The 19,746-nt window shown below is 35.0% G+C and carries 17 protein-coding genes and 1 pseudogene; 1 reads left to right on the top strand and 17 read right to left on the bottom strand.

Translation table 11 applies throughout. From position 1 onward, the window contains the following. Positions 1–459: 459 nt before the first annotated feature. The 14 genes and pseudogenes from Q8G36_RS17040 to Q8G36_RS16970 form a co-directional block, all read right to left on the bottom strand. Positions 460–858, bottom strand: a complete 399-nt coding sequence (locus Q8G36_RS17040; protein WP_305160886.1) for a hypothetical protein — start codon at positions 856–858, stop codon at positions 460–462. A gap of 513 nt (positions 859–1,371) precedes the next feature. Then, positions 1,372–1,869, bottom strand: a complete 498-nt coding sequence (locus Q8G36_RS17035) for an LURP-one-related/scramblase family protein (protein WP_305160887.1) — start codon at positions 1,867–1,869, stop codon at positions 1,372–1,374. 320 nt (positions 1,870–2,189) lie between these two features. Next, positions 2,190–2,513 carry an ABC transporter permease gene (locus Q8G36_RS17030; RefSeq protein WP_305160888.1) on the bottom strand — a complete coding sequence of 108 codons (324 nt, stop codon included), beginning with the start codon at positions 2,511–2,513 and terminating at the stop codon, positions 2,190–2,192. 875 nt (positions 2,514–3,388) lie between these two features. After that, positions 3,389–3,856: a hypothetical protein gene (locus Q8G36_RS17025; protein ID WP_305160889.1), complete on the bottom strand. Its 468-nt coding sequence runs from the start codon at positions 3,854–3,856 to the stop codon at positions 3,389–3,391. A gap of 994 nt (positions 3,857–4,850) precedes the next feature. Then, complete coding sequence (locus Q8G36_RS17020) at positions 4,851–5,522, bottom strand: NAD(P)H-dependent oxidoreductase (protein ID WP_305160890.1); 672 nt, start codon at positions 5,520–5,522, stop codon at positions 4,851–4,853. 1,184 nt (positions 5,523–6,706) lie between these two features. Further along, on the bottom strand, positions 6,707–9,178 hold the full coding sequence (locus Q8G36_RS17010; RefSeq protein ID WP_305160891.1) for an ABC transporter permease: 2,472 nt from the start codon (positions 9,176–9,178) through the stop codon (positions 6,707–6,709). Beyond that, positions 9,179–9,994, bottom strand: a complete 816-nt coding sequence (locus Q8G36_RS17005) for an ABC transporter ATP-binding protein (RefSeq protein ID WP_305160892.1) — start codon at positions 9,992–9,994, stop codon at positions 9,179–9,181. It lies immediately after the preceding gene. Next, on the bottom strand, positions 9,987–10,517 hold the full coding sequence (locus tag Q8G36_RS17000; RefSeq protein WP_305160893.1) for a sigma-70 family RNA polymerase sigma factor: 531 nt from the start codon (positions 10,515–10,517) through the stop codon (positions 9,987–9,989). The genes Q8G36_RS17005 and Q8G36_RS17000 overlap by 8 nt, the downstream gene beginning before the upstream one ends. A gap of 412 nt (positions 10,518–10,929) precedes the next feature. Next, the gene (locus Q8G36_RS16995) at positions 10,930–11,364 is read right to left on the bottom strand and encodes a hypothetical protein (protein ID WP_098186145.1); all 435 of its coding nucleotides are present in this window, start codon (positions 11,362–11,364) and stop codon (positions 10,930–10,932) included. 287 nt (positions 11,365–11,651) lie between these two features. After that, complete coding sequence (locus Q8G36_RS16990) at positions 11,652–12,326, bottom strand: hypothetical protein (RefSeq protein ID WP_305160894.1); 675 nt, start codon at positions 12,324–12,326, stop codon at positions 11,652–11,654. Between the two features lie 420 nt (positions 12,327–12,746). After that, entirely contained in the window at positions 12,747–13,217 is a 471-nt protein-coding gene (locus tag Q8G36_RS16985) for a hypothetical protein (RefSeq protein ID WP_305160895.1), read from the bottom strand. A gap of 172 nt (positions 13,218–13,389) precedes the next feature. Beyond that, a pseudogene (locus Q8G36_RS16980) lies at positions 13,390–13,868 on the bottom strand (VOC family protein). Between the two features lie 207 nt (positions 13,869–14,075). Continuing rightward, on the bottom strand, positions 14,076–14,423 hold the full coding sequence (locus Q8G36_RS16975) for a hypothetical protein (RefSeq protein ID WP_305160896.1): 348 nt from the start codon (positions 14,421–14,423) through the stop codon (positions 14,076–14,078). Between the two features lie 151 nt (positions 14,424–14,574). Then, positions 14,575–14,772 (bottom strand): hypothetical protein, encoded by a 198-nt coding sequence (locus tag Q8G36_RS16970; protein WP_054399311.1) that lies wholly within the window; start codon positions 14,770–14,772, stop codon positions 14,575–14,577. A gap of 453 nt (positions 14,773–15,225) precedes the next feature. Here Q8G36_RS16970 and Q8G36_RS16965 point away from each other — a divergent pair, with 453 nt between their 5' ends. Next, entirely contained in the window at positions 15,226–15,528 is a 303-nt protein-coding gene (locus Q8G36_RS16965; RefSeq protein WP_305160897.1) for a hypothetical protein, read from the top strand. Between the two features lie 177 nt (positions 15,529–15,705). Here Q8G36_RS16965 and Q8G36_RS16960 read toward each other — a convergent pair whose 3' ends face one another. From Q8G36_RS16960 to Q8G36_RS16950, 3 genes are all read right to left on the bottom strand, one after another. Next, a complete protein-coding gene (locus Q8G36_RS16960) occupies positions 15,706–15,963 on the bottom strand; it encodes a hypothetical protein (protein WP_305160898.1) in 258 nt (85 codons plus the stop codon). Between the two features lie 203 nt (positions 15,964–16,166). Then, positions 16,167–17,621 (bottom strand): pyridoxal phosphate-dependent decarboxylase family protein, encoded by a 1,455-nt coding sequence (locus Q8G36_RS16955; RefSeq protein ID WP_305160899.1) that lies wholly within the window; start codon positions 17,619–17,621, stop codon positions 16,167–16,169. 1,023 nt (positions 17,622–18,644) lie between these two features. Continuing rightward, complete coding sequence (locus Q8G36_RS16950; protein WP_305160900.1) at positions 18,645–19,736, bottom strand: NADH:flavin oxidoreductase; 1,092 nt, start codon at positions 19,734–19,736, stop codon at positions 18,645–18,647. Between the last annotated feature and the right edge of the window lie 10 nt (positions 19,737–19,746).

Genomic DNA, 19,746 nt, shown 5'->3' with positions numbered 1-19,746 from the left:
GAAGGTACGAGACTCCTGCGGGAAAAGCGCGTCTAGGGGAGACCCCGCAGGCGAAAGCCGAGGAGGCTCCCCGACCGCCCGCGGAAAGCGAGTGCCTGGAGTGGAAATCAACGTCCAAATTGTACAATCCATAAAAATAGACAAACTCGATTTTCATCGAGTTTGTCTACAGTCTGAAACCACACTTCGTTGTGTGGTTTTTTATTTTCTGAAACGACTTCTTCTTCTCTTATGAGAATGCCTTCCTTTTTGGCTCGCTCATATAGATCGCGGTCTTGATAATCAGTGAACATTTTCTAGTACGACGCACACTTTAGCTGAACAAGGGAATTTTTACTTGATTTGAATGTATGATAATGTAAAGAATCGCACGTTCAAAAGGCCGACAATTGGCAGCCTTCTTATGGCGCTAACGCACCATTTAGTTGAACAAGGCTCATAAAATATTCACCTAGCATTTTAATAATAGGAAATATGAATCTCCGACTGACCACTTCTCATATCTAGGCAAGGTTTAACTATCCCCCAGTCGATATCTATTTGGTTCTTTATTCCTAACTGCTCACCTAATAGTCCTATTAACCATCGCCTATGTCTTTTAGCAAGGGTCATACCATCTTCTTCGGTTTCCGAATATGCCCTTAAAATAACTTTAATAAGCTTCTCATCTATAAATATTAATTGTATGAAAAATGAATCTGAATATATTTTTTGTGGAGATAAAAAATAAACAAAACTATTTGGCTTACCTTCTATAATCTTAGAATCTGCAACTTGATTTCTAATGCTGGTCAAGGTAGTATCACTATCAATAGTGATACTACCTACCTCTAATACTCCCAACAATAATTTCCCCATTATTTAATATCCTCCAACCCATTCTTTATTATCAATTCTGTCATCCATACAGTAGCATTAATATTTTATTTTCATACCAAGGAAAGATACCGAGTAAGCCTACAACTATAAAGTCCTCTATAAAACTACCTGTTGAGACGGACGATGAATACTTGCTTATTAAATTTCTGATGTTCTTTTTTCCATTAGAAACAAGAATCAATAAATGCTATCCATCCTATAATAAATAACAAAATTGCATCTAAATGAAGAGACTTATCCATTTTCAATTCTCTTATCACTATAGGAACACGTCTTATTGCACTAACTTGCCCCGATAATTGCATAAAGAAAAAGCTGCCTTAAAGACAGCTCCGATCTTCAGCCTGTTAGTTCTATAAGAAAAGCGAACCTTATTCAAGAATCGCGCTCGATTTCTGAATAACGAATATAAAACCTTGGTACCAAATGGCCTTGTCATTTATTTATGATACGGTTCACCGCACCTATTCAAGCAGTGATTTTTTAAAAACTTTAAATCGACGCTGCTGAGGAAGCAGCTGCTTGATCAGCCTTCACACAATCAATTGCAACAACGAGTGCAATAATAATGGTTTCCATCTCTTCATCTATTATTTGAACCTTGTAGCTATCGCCCCAAGTGAACCACTCCTTGCCCACTTTGCCTACGATTTTACCATGCTGTAAAACTTGAAAATCCATATCCCACCAATTACCATGTACTTCAATGCCTGCCGCATCAATTGTATATCGTGCTTTAAAGAAGGAAAATTCCTTCTTTATTGTTAATACCTCTCGACCATTCACCTCAACCAAAAACTTTGGTAAAAAGCTGAACACCTTTTTCGTAATGAGTGCTACTTCATCTCTTGCTGTATTCATAATGGAGAAAGTCTTTGGAACTTGCATAAAACTTCCCTCCACGTAATATATATCCTTCTCCTGCTGATCCTTTACTGTAAATTTCCCGCTAAGACTGAATACCTTCTGCTTTATATAAAGCTGCCTCATACTTATGCCTCCCAACCTTAGTCTTTTACATTACTTACGTTTGAAATGGGCATTGGTTCCAATCTTATGCATTAAATTCCAAATAATAGCTCCACTCAAAAGCGCCTTCTTTTCGGTTCACCACTATTTATCCTTAACTAATTTACCTTTTGTAAAGTCAGCAATTCTTCCTTCGCAATCTGGCCCAATTGTTGAACAACTCCTTATGTAATCTTGAACTATCCTGCCCCGTTAGTGCCATAAGAAAACTTCGTTTGCTAAAACAGAAGGTAGAACAAGTAATGAGCTAATTCAATACTTGTTCTTTTTTATTTTTCACATTATTGGTTTATATTTTTTTGATTGATTAAACTTTTAACCTTGGAAATAATACCGATGTTTAGATAGATAATTCCATTAGCAACTATAATTAAACCTATAAATGCAGCTCCAAATCCTGCCCCTTCTCCAGTACCACCATTATTATGATCAATCTTCACAAAAAAATAACCTGCTATAAACGCTATTATAGGCCCTAAAATTCCAATAAATATACCGGATAACCACAAAGGCATTTTATTTCTCTTGTATAAAGAAATAGCCAAGGCATTCAAAATTAAAAGAGAGACAACTAAAACAAGCCAGATTAACCCATCACCACTCATATAAACAACTCCTAATTTATTTAGGGATTTCAGATTGAAATAAATCGTCCCCAGTATGTCACCAATATAAATAAAACAATGAAAATAGTAATAACAAACACTTTTTTACTATTATTTTCATCTGCTTCTTTCTTTTCCTTAATTCTCTTTCTATATTTCATTTGTATCTTTTTCTTTTTGTTAGCTAATATGTTAGATTACCTCCTTAAAGAAAAATCATTAAACTAATTTCACCACATTAACCCATTTTTCTTTTTGAGCTAACCTACCCTTTAGCTCCAAAAGAAAAAAGAGCTGCCAAAGCAACTCCCTTATTGAAGTAAAGCACCCTTTACTTTAAGTACAATTCTGCACAAACAACCGGGTTTTTCTTAGTTCTAAGGTCCAAAAAACAATTGCGGAAGCATAGTCCATAAGGAGAACAACAACAAAAAGACGGTTATTCCTGCCCAGTAAAAGGAGCTAACACCCTTTCGTTCCATAATAAACGAAACTACAAATAAACCTATTATAATAACAGGGAATAAAAAATTTGCCCCTTTGGCGATATGAAAAACCTGTACTCCAATGATTATAAGTCCTGCTAAGATGTTGAACAAAAACGATTTTTTCAAATCCCCACCCTTTCTACTTTCAATCCAATTATACATCAATACTCCATATTATCCCATTTTACTTGTTTATCATTTTTTTATTCTACTCAACTAAACTGCCCCGTTAGTGCCCTAAAAAAAGGCTGCCGCAGCAACCCCTGTTATTGAACTAAAGCACCCGTTAGTTTTAGTACATTTCTTCACAAATATAAGAACAAGAGCTGCCAAAGCAACTCCCTTATTGAGTAAAGCACCTGTTAGTTGAAGAAATCATATCCTTGCTTAGCTTCTCAAATAAACAACACTGTTTCTTCGTTCTACTTGAAAATTTAAATCATCCTTAATATTAAGCATATAAACTGCATCTTTATAATTCTCAGATTCAAAAGATATACCATATCCATTATTCTCAGGATAACCATATAAATAGCAGACCACTTTTCCATCGTTCAAGAATACAATTTGATTCATTCCTTCATTTACAGTTGCGTTAATAGAATCCCATTTATAACCTACCGTTTCATATATATGATCTGACGGGGTATATGGTTCAAAGGAATATACTACATCCCAGTCAAACGGTGTTACTTCTAATAAATTTATTGTTTCAACGGAATGTCCAATTGATAACACTTCTTCTTTTAACAACTCTTCGTTTACATCCCATAAATCTTTCTTTAATAGATTTATAAAGATAGCTATACAAATAATACCCAAAGCTATAATTAATACTGTCTTTTTAGATTTCATAACTATACTCCACCTTGAACAACAACCTTCCTAACAAATATTCTATTTCATTATAACAATTATTTCTAAAAATGGAATGTATTCTTAATGAACTAACCTGCCCCTTTAGTTCCATAAGAAAAAGCTGCCTTAAAGACAGCTCCGATCTTGCTGATATTTCAACATGGTCTAAATAGTGTTTTATTCATTAAGTAAAACAGACAATTAATGAAAAGATTATGGCTAATATTGCATCTTGTCTCGTAGTTGTTCTTATCAGTGGCATCCAGCTTATCTTACCCATTTGGCTAACAAGCCTTGCTATAATAAAAAAGATAACAAAAAAACTTAAAAACGTTCCAACCATAATATCACCTTGCTTCATTTTTCTTTTATTGTAATATTCACTGCCCCGTTAGCCATCCATGAAGCGCGAAATCGGCGCTTCACCACAGAGAATGAAAATTGGTCTCTATGTCGATAATGTTTTAATGGCTGACGAAGAAGGTCGTTGAACTATGGTCCTTTGAGCCCATCCGTTAGTCTGACTCCGACGACCACGGTGTACCACCGACTGTCGCGCCCTTTATGGGTAGCACTCATGGGAGATTAATCCTTTTTTGGTCGTCGCGCTAGCCTCTACTTAATTTGCTATAATTGGAGGTTTTTGTTTAACGATTTACCAAACTCAATCAGATCACTCATAAGTCTCAGCCTTTTTTTAAAAAGCATTTTTACTGGGTCTATTTTGTTGTGATTTTTTCTGGATTTTGAGCTTTTTTAATTTTCATGGGAGTTCATTAAGAAAAGCGATTCATATTAAAAAATAGCGCCCTTTAATGGAACAATTTATTAAACACGATTCAAATGCGTATCTTTTAAAACGTAGGTATTTTCGCCTTCCGTTCCAGTTTTTCATTTATATAGCTATTTTGGGACTTATCCCAAAATGACATTTAAAGGAGACATGTCTTTGTGAACATGTCTCCTGATGCTAAGAAATATCATCTTAAGTTTATCGCCACTCAACAACCTCATCGAGATTTTGTCTTGTTTTTGGACGTTTGGGATCCTCTTGCCGATATCCGAAAGCGACCATACAGGCTACACCGAAATCGTTTGCGGTAATGATACCCTCATTTTGTAAAATAGAGGTCACCTGCTTTTTATCAAAACCTTCGATCGGACAGGAATCAATACCAATTTGAGCCGCGGCTGTCATCATGTTTCCCAATGCTATATATGTTTGTTTGCTTGCCCATTCAAAAATGAGACGGTCATTATCTTCGAGTTCTGTTTCGACGAAGGATTTATAGAAACCGGAAAGACTTTGCACAACTTCTTCAGGCATATGATGAATGTCTTTCATCATTTTGATCACGTGAACCGAATCATGCCTTAAGCCTTCTTTTCTTCTAGCCAATATAACTACAAAATGGCTGGCAGTGGGCAGTTGTCCCTGGGCACCGCCGGATACAGGTTTTAATTTTTCGCGAAGCGCTTCATCCTGGATCACGACAAACTTCCAAGGCTCTAAGCCAACTGAACTTGGAGATAATCTTCCTGTCTCCAAAATAAAGTGAAAATCTTCATCCGAAATCTTTTTGTTGTTATCAAATGCCTTGCAAGCATGTCTGAACTGGTAAGCTTTTAAAATTTCTTGTTTTTTACTCTCCGTTCCTATCATGTAGAATCAACCTTCCTTTTCTGTTTTTTTGTAAACCATATTTTTCAGACAATCACCGGATTTATATTTCCTCTGTTTGATAACAGATCTGCTGTTAGAATAACCAATTTTTGGATTAATATCCATTAAAGTCTCTTCTCATTAACTAGCTTCTTTACTAAACTCCCCGTTAATTGAATAACTTATAGATCGGTTTTACTTACTAATAATTCCTTCTCTTATTCAAGAATATGGCCCAATTGTTGAACAACTCCATATGCACTCTTGAACTCTCCTGCCCCGATAGTTGCATAAAGGTATTAGTCACTCACACAGAAAAATATATTAGTTTTAAAGAAAAAGGTTCTTATAATAAACATCAGCATCTGCTATAGAAATAGCTTGTGAAAACTTCAAAAGTATTAGCTTTTAATAGCTTTACGTCGTTCAAGAATTACTTGTGGAAACAGTTTAGATTATTAAATTATGAGCTTCACCTGCAATGAACATATATAATCCCAGCAAAGAAAGTATTATACCTATGTAAAACGTCCAAGGATTATCTTCTTTTTCCTTATCAAAAGTAAAAAAGGTTACTACGCAAAAGATAAGAGTAATAATAGAAATGCCGTATTGGGGAAATAAGAACGCAAATCCACCAATAATCAACCCTACAATTCCATACGGATTTTGAGTTGGAATTCTGTCTATACGTTCCCTTTCATCATCGGATAAACCTTCGTTCCTGTCTCCCCATATATCTATGTCTTTTATTCTGTTGAGGAATTCAATTATTTTTTTTCATACTTTCATATGTATCACCTACTTTGTAAATCATCGAACTTTCTTTTGCTAAGTGTTGCCATAGTTGATGTGGTATATAATTACAACTTATCTAACCTGACCCTTAGTTCCATAAAGAAAAAACTGCCTTAAAGACAGCTCTGATCTTCAGCTAACACACCTTTAGTTGAATAAAAATTATTTTGTTAAAAGCCAAATTACAAATAAAACAATAGTGATTATAGCCCAAATAATAGCCTGTCTATTTTTCGAACCTCTTTTTTATGTACTCAAATAACCATCTCCTCGATTTATTTTACCATAAAAATCCAATGTCTTTATGCAACTATCCTGCCCCGTAAGCTCCATAAGAAAAAGAGCTGCCGAAGCAACCCTTTTTATGAAGTAAACACAAGCGATATTTAATGAATTTCATCAATTAGTTTTTGACGAGTTAGCAGCCAGCCTTGTCTAGCAAATAGGAGGACTGAAAGAACAATGAAGCCAACACTTACCATTGTAATGGTTTGCACGTCAAAATATAATGTTCCCGTAGAATCAATCATTGCTAAGGCATACGTTAATGTGCAACCAACAATACTACCTGCTACGATGCTATATGTTATAAAGAGAAGAATTTGTGCAACGATAAGCTTGGCTAACTGATTCGGTGTCAACCCAATTAGGCGTTGAATTGCGTAGTCTTGTCTTTTTGAATAAATGTAATGCATTAATGATTGAAATACCCCAAGACAAGTTGCAGCTATTAAAATGAGAAGCACCCCAGTAAACAGTCCCCAACGCTGATGAAACATCCTATCGGCCTCTTCTATACTTGTTTTAAAACTACTTATGGTAAGCTCGGGATACTTCTTTTTTAATTCCTCCAAAGCGAGCATCGTTTTCTCTTCGTCACTAGTCTGAACAAATAGCTCATCTAATACTAAACTCCTCTCAAAAGGCAGATGAACGGACCAGTCTACATACAAATCTGCCATCTCTAAAGGCTCCCTCGTAATAGCCGCAACTGTTAAATATCCAAGTGGTGCAACATCTTGAAGGGTATCTTTAAACTGGCCAATTTCTACCTTGTCACCGAGGGATAAATCATGATCTTTCGCAAATTGTTTTGAAATGACAATCCCTTCTTCATACTCTCCTTCAAAATGATCAATTTTTCCGAGTTCGACCATTTTAGCCATGTTAATAGCACTAAAATTGAATGGTTTCCATCCTTCAGCCGTTTTCATGTCGAGTGCATCATTTATCCCTTTCGCATATACATCTTGCACAGTCGAAATTGCCTTAACATCGCGTAATAGTTGCTGAATATCCAGATCCGTTGAGGCATCATATCCTAAGGTGTTTTTTACTATAATCGGTGTTTCATATTGTTCAGTTAAATAGGCTTCTTCGTTTTGCTGTAAGGTTTTCATGATAGAACTACCGAAAATTAAAATGACCATTAAAAAAATGATACTTAGCACAACAGATGTATTACTTTTTACTTGAGGCATCATGTTTTTAATGGCTAATGCTACCTCTTTTCCAAATAAACGATGGGCCGGTTTCATAATAGCTTTTAAACCATTACTCAATAACAGTGGGAAAATGAGAATAAGTGTCAAACAGAATAGAAGTGCCCCAATGAGTAACAATAAGGCTCCTCTTCCATCTTGATTTAATTGGCTCATGAACATCAGCAGTAAAGAAACTATCGTAAGTAGTGTAATTGCTACTCCTTTTTTCTTTGAAAATGCTACATCGATTCGTTCATTATTTGTCATTAATTGCATCGGCAAAATCCGTAAGCTTTGTTGTACCTGAATCCATACAAATAATTGAAGCACAACAAAACAAATCCCAGCTGTTATGAAAGCAGGCACAACTAAAAATAAATTGTTACTCTCTGGCAGCCCTAAATAAGATACAAAATATTGTAAACCAAAACGTACTGTAAAAAATGTAATAACGGTTCCAAATGTGACACCAACCACATTTATCGTTGTCAGTTGTCCAGAGACAATTTTTCCGACTTGCTGACTTGTCGCACCTAGTGAACGCATTATAATGAATTGCTGTTTCATTTTATAAAAAAGCAATTGAAAATTTGACAGAAGAAGTACACCTGTAATCGCTAATATAAATACAGAAAGCACAATTATGAAAATGGATAACGTCCGGACATTCATCTGAATAAAAGGGTCTTCAGCAGTCACATCCACTCGTAAGGCCTCGTCAAGGGCCTTTAACGTTACAGATGTTTCTGTTACATTCGCCGCATCTTCCGTTTTTATCATTACAAACATTGCCTCTGTGTTACTCTTTGCACTCATCCACTGCTTTGCAACGTTATTGGATACTAGTAGCATTTGCGGTGCATCTGCTTGTACCCCTTTATTCGATAAGATTTCACGTATAGTAAAGGGTGAGCCATTAATTTGAATAGCTTCCCCTACATGAACCTTTAATGTATCAGCTAATGTATGTGACACGATAACATCATGTTCCGTTAAGTTTGCAGTAAAATGATAACGGCTTTTCACCAATTTATCATTTTCTACACCAAGTGTGTACACACTATGAAGACGATCATCCACATCTGTAAAAACTAGAGATGCTTTAGAGGTACTTTCTACACCCTCAGTGTCATTGATTGCTACATATTGTTCCGTTGTCACATATTGTTGCTGTTCAGGATTATAGCCAACCATCAAATCCACGTTTCCAAATAGTTTATATAATTCATCTGCCATATGTTGTTTTGCATTAAAAGAGTACAACATCATGGTCATGATTAAGCACGTCGAAATGGCGATAGTACAGATTGTAGCTACAACATTCGGCCATCCCGCACGAAATAACTTCATGGAAATTCCACGTAAATTAAACATCTACGCCTCACCTCGAGTAATCAACTTAAACTTCGCTAAAATCTGATCTAAATCCGAATCTGTTTGTGTCATTATATATTCATCAACTATTTCCCCATCGTGGAAAAAGAGGATGCGATTAGCATACGTCGCGACATATGGATCATGTGTTACCAGTAGAATACTTTGATCTTTTTCTTCCTTCAATCGTACGAGTAACTGCATAATCTCTTTCGTTGTATTAAAATCTAAAGCTCCTGTAGGCTCATCAGCAAGTAAAATAGGGGGATTGGTGATAATCGCACGTGCGATGGCTACACGCTGCTGCTGACCACCAGATAGCTCTATTGGTCTATGTTCTCGCCAATCGGAAATTCCTAACTTCTCCATCATCCATTTCACCTTTTTTGCTATTTCTGCTTGTGGTACATCGTTTAATATAAGGGGAAGAGCAATATTATCTTCTACACTTAAATCTTTCAACAACTGAAAGGACTGAAAAATGAAGCCTATATTTTCTTTTCGATATGTTGATGCATATGGCTCTTTGTAAATATCTTTTGCACGTTTCCCTGATAGATATAGTTGCCCATTTGTTGGCTCATCAATGGCACTAATCATATTCAATAACGTACTTTTTCCAGAGCCACTTGTCCCCATAATCGCTACCATTTCACCCTTATGTATCGTACAATTTATATTTTTTAGAGCTGTTACATCATGTGTCTTTTGATGATACACCTTCGACAATGCTTCGATTCGTAGTACTTCTTTTAGTTTTTCGCGCGGGACTGGTATTTCATTGATTTTTTCTTTAAATGAATTGTTCTTAATCATAAACATATGCCCCCTTCAGTGCATTTTTTAATACTTTTAAACCTCTCCTAATGTTTGTTTTTACTGTTCCTTCTGGACAATTTAGCATTTCGGCAATCTGTTTTACTTGGTAATCTTGATAGTAACGGAGTAATAACACTGTTTTATACTTATCATCTAACTCCCCTAATACTTGTAATAAATCCATTTGTTCTTCTACTTTTGGTTGATTTGGGTCTTCTATTTTTTCAAGATCGGTCTGTTCAATAAGAACGGTTTTATTACGTTTATTTAAGAAAGCAATTGCCACGTTGATTAATATCCGTGTAAGCCAGCTCGAAAAATACGCTGGCTCTTTTAATGTATGTATGGAGGTAAGCGCTTTGCAAACTGTTTGTTGGTATATGTCGATTGCATCTGTTTCATTACGCACATAAATAAAAGCAAATCTATATAAAGCATCTTGTTCATCTTCTATTAATATCTGAAATGCTAAGTTATCACCATTTCTAGCTTTGATTACTAGTTCTTCTTTTTCTGTCAAAGGACTTATGCCTCCTTTCCCATTTATTAGATAAATGAATAGCTCAAAACGATTCAACTTTTTAAAATTTCATCCTATTTTTTTTTATAGAAAATGCTTACTAAGCCATATTCCACTTTTCAAATGAATGAATAGTTGTAGCTTTGAAATTAAGATTGATCATACGTTCCTCTTGAACTCCCATATTAGTGTAAATAAAAAAAATCCATTTTGAAAAAAGATTGATCAAAATGGATTCTTTTCTAGTAATTAAGTTTACAATTTTTTAAAAATAGTTTGATTATTTTTAGTGATTCTTAATGAACTAACGCACCCGTTAGTTTAAGTACTATTCTTCACAAACTACCAGCTAGTTTAATTCAATAAGAAAGATATAACGTACTGTTGACGAAATTGATGTATGGTTATGTTTTTAATTATCGTTATTAGATAGGTATTCTGCTACATCTTTTGGAACTTTAAAATTCAAATTTAGTTTCTTGGTTTTAAGTTCGATATAAGGACTATCTTTATATGTAATAATTGTAGCGATTTGTTTAAGTTCCTTTTTAACTGTAATAGGCTCTCCAAGTTTGACTGTACCCTCTTGGTACATCTTATAAATATACCCTTTTGTCGAATTTGAAGGAATATCTGCAATACTCCATCTATCAACTTCAAGTGTATTAATAAATTCACTTACATCTTCTTGATTGTCTATAACCTTTAAAACCAATTCTGGATTTTTTTCTGACGATACTTCTATCTTTTGGGATTTATCAAGCCCAGGGTCTTCTTTCAAGTCTTCTTTTTCTATACTACATCCGAATAAAAATATAGATACGCTAAAAGCAAATATAAATTTCATACAAACTTTTTTAATAATTGTTGTCCTCCCTCCAAGAATCAGAACCATACACTCATTTACTAAACCAAGAAAATTTTAACATTTATTGATTATTATTACTATACCTCTACAGTCTAAATTAATATCGGTCTTTAGCCTTAGATTATACAAATAATAAAACCAAACTATAAATTACTTCACTTAAACTAACCTGCCCCTTTAGTTCCATAAGAAAAAGAGCTGCTGATCAGCTCTTGATAATGAAATAAAGCACCCGTTGGTTCAACAAGGGTTGGAAAGGGAAAACACTATTCCCATTCATAATCAGTCACCAGCTCAACCTTTTCTGGCATTATTTTTTGAAGAGAGTCTATTGTTGAAAAGTTTTCATCATTTGAGAATGCGGATATATAATCGCCATCATGCCCTACCCAAAACATAGTGGAACTCTCATTTAAAATTGCTATCAGGGTATTGGCTATCCATTTTAGTTTAATAAGTCTTGTTCGGTTATTTTTAGTCCTTTTTACGGGATAAGGTGACTCATGTTCCCTTTCCTCTAGTCTGAAGACATCCTGTTTTAAGGACCATAATGATAAGTTCAACATGCTCCCATTCCCGTGTAAATAAGGATAATATTGTTTAAATTGCTGTGGGCTGCGGATAATTGCCTTTACAAAGAACGAGTCTTTGCTACTCCCCTTCATATAATTGAACTCTATATTTTGCTTCTTAAACAGCTCTTCATACTCTTCTAGTTGAAAATCATAGATTTCCGCAAGTGAATAAATAGGGTAATAATTTGGGCTCTCCAGCCAATTGCAAAAGAATTCTTCATGGGCATCTGTAAAATCCCCATCAATATAACAAGAAAACTCTACGATATATTTGAACTCACCGGTTATCTCAAAAGGATAAGTGGCTTCTAGGCCAGGCTCAGTTATTATTTCTTCTGGAGGGAAGTAGCTTATTTCTACCTTCATGTTATTCGCCTCTCTTAAAAGGTTCGGATAGTTACATTTTTATTATATACCACGTGAAAATGTTGTTTTCACTGGCTTATTAGAGTATCAGCTTGTTGAACTAACTTGCCCCTTTTGTTGCATAAAGAAAAAGCTACCTTAAAGTCAGCTCCGATCTTCAGCTAACGCACCCGTTAGTTTAAGTAGATTTCTTCACAAACTTTTTAGTATTTCAGTTAATACAGGAATGCTGCCCCGTTTCTAGATAAGGAAAAGGCTATTTTAAAGTTCTTGGTTGATTTTGAATAAATCATAAGCGTTTATGGTATCAAACACCGCATTCTAAGGTGAAAAACTAAGCAAATATACACTTATAATGAGCTTGAAAATGTATCTTCAAGCTTCTAATATTTTTCCGTTCAAAAATAAGGTATTTTTGTATCACTGAATTAAGATATTCCCTACATATTGGGCAGTACCTCTTGAACTTGTGAATACAACTTCTAAAACGTACCCCCCTTTGTTATTGGGGATTTGAAATTCCCTATTTTCATGCAATTCGAGTTCAATTCGTTGTTCGTCTTTCAGTAGGGCAACTGTTATTTTTGGGTCTGTCCAAATATCTCCACTATTTCTTACGTTCTCTTGAAAATCTAAGGAAATTTTTTCGTTAGCAGTAACCTTCATTTTTTCTTGTGATAATCCGAATTCTTGAATATCATCTATTTTTTGATCTACATCTCCACTTGATGAACTCCAACTGACATTTCCTTCTGCTAATTGCACAGATGTAGCAAGGTCTTCTGAATATAAATGAGCAGTTGGAACACCAACATCATAATCTTCTCCTATACATCCTGTTAATATAGAAATTAAAAACATTCCTATAAATAATCTAAAAAAGCCTTTCATTTCATACCCCCTATTTTCCACCCTTTCTAATTTCAATCCAATTATACATTAATATTCCATATTATTCCATTTTATCTGTTTATCATTTTTTTCTTCTTAGTTGCATAAAGAAAGAGCTGCCATAAAGACAGCTCAGATCTTCAGCTAACGCACCCGTTAGCAAAATAAATAATTATGCCTTCTCTTTTTTTAATGTACTTTTAGCTAATTCCTCCCAATCTTCAAAGGACAGTTTATCGGTAATATGTTTTAAAGCATTAGGAACTTCAACATAACACATCATTTCTAAACTGTTACCATCAGGGTCTTCAAAGTAAACGGAAGTATTTTCTGAATATGGTCTAATAAATGGCTCAATAGATTTTCTACTACCAAATGGCACGACTTTAACTTGAATAGAATCTAACCATTTTAAAGATTCTTTTAAATTTTCATATGAAACTCGAAAAGCAATATGTCGTAAGGAGGGATGGTATGGCGTTTGATACTCATTTCCCTCCCACAAACCTAACCAACTTTTTCCTTTTTCAATCCAAAAAAAGCAGTTTCTTCATCACGCCATGCAAATTCTAAACCCAACTTTTTATAAAACTCCAATGAAACATCTAAATTTTTAACAGGCAAATGTGCTTCAAATATTCCTTCTATCAAGTTCCCAACCCCTTTACCATTATGAATATATTACCAATTATAGATTAATAATTGTTTTATACAACTAACCTGCTCCGTTAAGTGCCATTAAAAAAGGCTGCCTTAAAGGCAGCTCTGATCTTCAGCTAAAGCACCCGTTAGTTTAAGTAGATTTCTTCACAAATTCATTAAATCGTTTTTTATCGGCCAGTTTTCAACAAATTTAATTTACTTCTTTTTTATATTTACTGCTAAACCTTCTATACCATTTTTAGTAAGAGTTTCATTCACTATTTTTTCCAGATTTTGTTTTGTACTATCGTAATCTTCTTTTGAAGTTCTAATCCCCAAATTAACTGAGTTGGTTTCTGTGGATATTCCATAAGCTACAACAACGTCAACCTTCTGCTTGTCTAGTTCCTTAAAAATCAATGATTCAATTTCCTTTTCTTTCTTATTTGTTGAAAATATTTCTGGATCTTTAGGAGTATTAGAACAAGCAGTTAAAAACATAAATACTAGACTTACCAAAATTAATTTCTTATTAATGATTTTTCCTCCTCTTTTATTTAGCATATTAACCCTTGAATTTAACATTACCGTAATTATTTTCTTTGCTCAATGGACAAATGGAACTTTTTGGGTTAGCACTTAACTTGCCCCTTTAGTTCCATAAGAAAAAGAGCTGCCAAAGCAACTCCCTTATTGTAAGTCACCTGTTAGGATATTATTGCCTGTCATCGAGCTCTTCCATATCACTCATTATTTTTTTGTTCTTACTAAAATGAATAGCTATATATAAAAGTAAACCAAAACACCCACCAATTAGTACCTTAAAACCTGAACCAACAGCTGCCCATTCCAAGGCGTAGAAAATTATCACACCGAGAAGAACATATGAAAAAACTGTATTAATCAATATCATTCAGCCTTCTTCCTTAATTGACGTACTATATAAATTCTATTTCAAATGCATTATTCCTTGTTGAACTAACCTGCCCCTATAGTTGCATAAAGAAAAAGGCTGCTTTAAAGACAGCTCTTATCCACCATTTAATAGAGGAACTATTATTATTGATAAACCTAAACTTATTAAGAATGTTATAAGCCAATCTCTTTTTTTTGTCATCTTAAAAAGTATATTCAGAACCGAACTAATACATATACAAACTAAAAATACGAATAAAACCATAATATTTGATTCCAAGTAATCCTCCCCAACAATATTTTATATTTTACCATAAAAAACCAAGTTTTTTATTGAACTATCCTTCCCCTTTAGTATAGTAACTAAACTGTAAACGGATTGTTACGCAAATAGCATTGTTGGAGGAGACTTCAATGTATATAATTAATACTCGTTAAGGAGTGTTAAAAGATGATAAGCGTTACAGTAGATAAGTTAAAATTCAAGAAACAATTATCGGTGATTGAACAAATCACACTGAGAGATTTTCTGTATACCTGGGTAGGTAACTCAAGCAAGGGATTGGATGATTTTTTTCACCTTGAGTACACAGTAGATGTATTTGCCAAAATGGAAAAAACGACGAATGACACCGATTTGTTGATTTCTGATGATGATTATTTCAGATACATAACATTGACGGAAGATAATCAAATTGTGATAGGTGTTTTAGATATGAATTCAGAATTAAAACATAGAATAATTGTTCACTAGAGAAGATTAAATAATTCTTCGTTTTCTTTAACCCATACAAAAAGAGGCAGCGTGGTACACTGTCTTTTTTTTGTTCACTATATGTCTCTTATGCGACGTTACTGAACTAAACTGCCCCGTTAGTGCCATAAGAAAAAGGCTGCTTCAGCAACCTTCCTTATTGAAGTAAAGCACTCGTTAGTTCAATAACTTTTCATACGATAAAATTACAATTCCACATATTACAGATACTCCTAAAAATGATAATACATAAAAATAAGGAGGCGTAACACTCCCAAACTCTACCTCGTTTTGAAGGGTTGCTACTGTATCCCATGCACTCTCAATATCTGGTTTATAGTTTTTTGTTTTTATATAACCGACTAACATCATAACTACTACATAGATTACATGAATTGAAATTGAACCTATAATTGCTTGAAGAACCACCTTCATATTGCACCTCTTTTTTTACTCATTTTACCATATTTAGCGACAGAACTGCCCCTTTAGCTCCATAAGAAAAAAGAGCTGCCAAAGCAACTCCCTTATTGAAGTAAAGCACCCGTTAGTTCATTAAGAAAAGCGATTCTTATTGAAAAATCCACACGTTTGTTGAAAATTAAATCCAATTAATTGAACTTTAGCACCCAGTTAATTTAATTGGATTTAGATTTATAACTATGGTGATTTATATAAAATTCATCTATCTTACTAAATATTTTTTGTATAGTTGAGATTGGAGTATAAGGATTTAATAGAACTGCTCTTAACCAACGATCTCCTCTATAAGTTGGCAAGGAGAAAAATACACGTTCTTCATTAAGCAGATACTGTTGCAATTCTAAGTTCCATTGGTCCCATTGTTTCGAATCGACATATTTTGGTCTTCCTCTAAAACAACATAAATTTGTATCAGGTTCACTTGCTAACTCTATGTAGGAGCGTTTTTTAACTTGTACTACAAATTCTTCAACTAATAAATAACTTTCCTTCAATAGTTGGTCGTAACCTTTTAATCCAATGTGTTGAAGCGACAAATATAACTTTAAAATGTCAGCATGACGGGTGCCTTGAACACTAACTTCACCTAAATTTGTAAAATTTGTATCATTCATATATGGAGCAGAAATTCGGAAATCCGTTTCCAACAATTCACGATTCTTAAATAAAACCATAGCACATGTTTTTGCAACATACATCCATTTTTGAGGGTTAAAAGTTATAGAATCTGCCCTGTCAATACCAGAAAGTAATTGACGATACTTTTCTGAAAATACTAATGCCCCACCATAAGCAGCATCTACATGTAACCAGAGCCCATACTTCTTTGCTGTTTCTGCAATGGATAAGATGGGGTCAATACTACCCGTTACAGTTGTTCCAGCCGTTGCCACAACTGCAAAAGGTTTTTTCCCGTCTTCTAACAATTTAATAATCTTTTCCTCTAAGTCAGAGATATCCATCTGAGAATTATGATTACTTTTTACAGCGATTACACTAGAAGTACCTAATCCTAATAACATTGCTGCCTTATGAAGAGAGGTATGGCTCGCTTCCGATACTAAAATAACTGGTTGACCTATTAGTCCAGTTAATCCTGCCTCTTTTACTTGTAATTTATGGTTCCGAGCAACTGCAAGGGCTTGAAGGTTAGCAAGACTCCCTCCACTAGTCATTACTCCCCCACCCTTTTCATCAAAGCCAAACATATTTGCAATTTTTTGAAGCACTTGAACTTCCATTTGAGAGAATACAGGTGACATTTCAAGACTCAACATATTGTTATTAATAGCCGTTGTTACAAATTCACCCAAACAGGAAATTAAAGTTGGCATCGAGTCCATGTGACCAATATAGTTAGGAGTTAGAGGATTCATTGAATTTCTTAAAATTTCTTGTAATTGTAGAAGAATATCTTCAGTAGGAGTCCCTTCTATGGAAAACTCATCAAAATTATAATTTTCTATTTGAGCTAAAAATGGACGCTGCTCAGAATTAGTGGAATTCTCTATAACCAAATCCATAACTTTACTAATTAGACTTTTAACTTCATCAATATTTTGACCATTTGGTTCAATAAAAGAGTCATCAGGAAGAAAATCAATATTCACAATTATCACTCTACTCTCGGGATTATTGCACTTAGTATAACAATCGAGCAGATAGATTCAAGAAAAAAATGGAATACTTCTTAAAAATAAAAGCACACCTAATAAATACAGCACTTTACAACTATCCTGCCTCGTTAGTGCCATAACAAAAAGGCTGCCGAAGCAACCCCTGTTATTGAACTAAAGCACCCGTTAGTTTTAGTACACTTTATCACAATCTTACTATTAAAATAAAAAAAAGGCGTTCTTCATCTTGAAGAATCGCACATACATTAGTTTATTTAAGAAAAATAACCCCTTGACGTGAACAAGGTTTATATCATAATAGTAAATCATTTCACTTTATCTATAAAGTCTTTGATACTGAAAATCAGTTCTTCATTATGCTTTGTTTTTGACATTGATTTGATGGTATAGATTTCAAAAGAGTATATGGAAGATGACTTTTATTGAAACCTCCATATTTTTCAGGATGTATTGAATCTAATGAATTAATAATTGTTAATACAGGTTTTTTAACATTCTTTAGATCTTCAAATGACTTATCTTTAGGGATTTGTAAAAATTTAATCCATGTCTTTTCGATTTGCTCATAGTTAAACTGATCCAACTACGAAGAGGCAGCTGCTGGTTCCTGGCGGAAAATATCGGAATCTTTTTTTCTGTAATGAATAACTCACGACCTCTTAAACACCCATACTTACTAATTAAGTGGTATATACTTGTAAACATTTACCTTGCAGGGTTCTCTATACTTTGATTGCTCCAAGCAGGTCGCCCCCCTTATGAAGTCTAATTATAGTGGCATAACTTCCGTCCTTAAAGCTGTTGATTACAAATAAAGTTGTTAACTTCCGAAGCATTTATGCAACCTTTTATTCAATTAAATGGCCCTTTAATGGAGTAACATGACTGGAGTTTTACAACATCAACAAGAGTAAAAAAGAAAAATCCTGTATTAATTCATACAGGATTTTGATTAAACTTTTTTATAAACGATCAGACTTTATTGACTGGAATTTCTCAGACTATAACTTCTTCTTCTTTCAGTGTCGCTATAGGGTGCAAGAAATAATGGTCGAAAGGGATTAACTTTTTACCTACTTGTACTTTGTTCACCCAGTCCGGATTGACCAATGCACTCGTTCCGATAGCGATTAGGTCAGTATCTCCCGACTCAATGAGGAGCTTTGCTGCCTCCGGTTCTCCTAATTTGCCATTGGCGATGACGGGAAGGCCACTGTATCGCTTAGCTAGCTTGGCAAGCGTCGGTCCGTTCTCCACGAAAGCCGGGACAAACGCCTTGTATTCGGTCGTATGGATGTAACTTGGGGATGCAGCCGCTAATTGTTCAAAAATAATCTTCGCATCCGTCTCTCCGTTTGCCCATTTGTGATGAAAATCGTTTACTTTCCCTTGTGAGATACGAACACCTACTATGTAATCTGGGCCGACGACAGCACGAATGGCTTCCAGCACTTCCACGACGATGCGGATTCGTCTCTCCGTTGAACCGCCATATTCGTCTGTTCGATGGTTCGTATAATCGGTGATGAATTGATCAAGAAGGTAGCCATTCGCTGCATGGACTTCCACCCCATCGAAGCCAATCTGCTTAGCACGGAGAGCAGCTTGTGCGAAGCTGTCGATTGCTTTGCGGATTTCCTCTTGGGTCATCTCTTTCGGAACAGCGAACTCTCCGCTCCCTCCATGATCTTCGAGCATCTTACCCACAGGTTTTACTGCTGACGGAGCGATTGGCGTAAATCTGTCATGCTGAACAAGTGCACCCGCATGCATTAACTGTGCGACAATTTTTCCTCCTTCGCGTTGAACCGCCTGAACGACAGGTCTCCACGACTCAGCTTGTGCATCATTGGCTATGCCGGGTTGATTCTCATAACTTTGGCTGTTCACTGTATCGGGATAGATGCCTTCCGTGATAATGAGACCGAAACCACCTTTCGCAAAACGGGTATAATAACGGACCATACGTTCATTTGCGAGCCCGGACGGTTCTGCACTTGTTCGGGTCATTGGCGATAATACCACCCGATTCGGCAATTTCAGGGACTCTAATTGGAAGGTAGAAAAAAGATTGGAATATTTACTCATATTGAATTCC

Source organism: Peribacillus frigoritolerans, assembly GCF_030676415.1.
In the GTDB taxonomy this organism is placed as follows: domain Bacteria; phylum Bacillota; class Bacilli; order Bacillales; family DSM-1321; genus Peribacillus; species Peribacillus frigoritolerans_A.
Note: the sequence above shows the minus strand (reverse complement) of the source record. Positions and strands in the feature narration are given on the sequence as shown.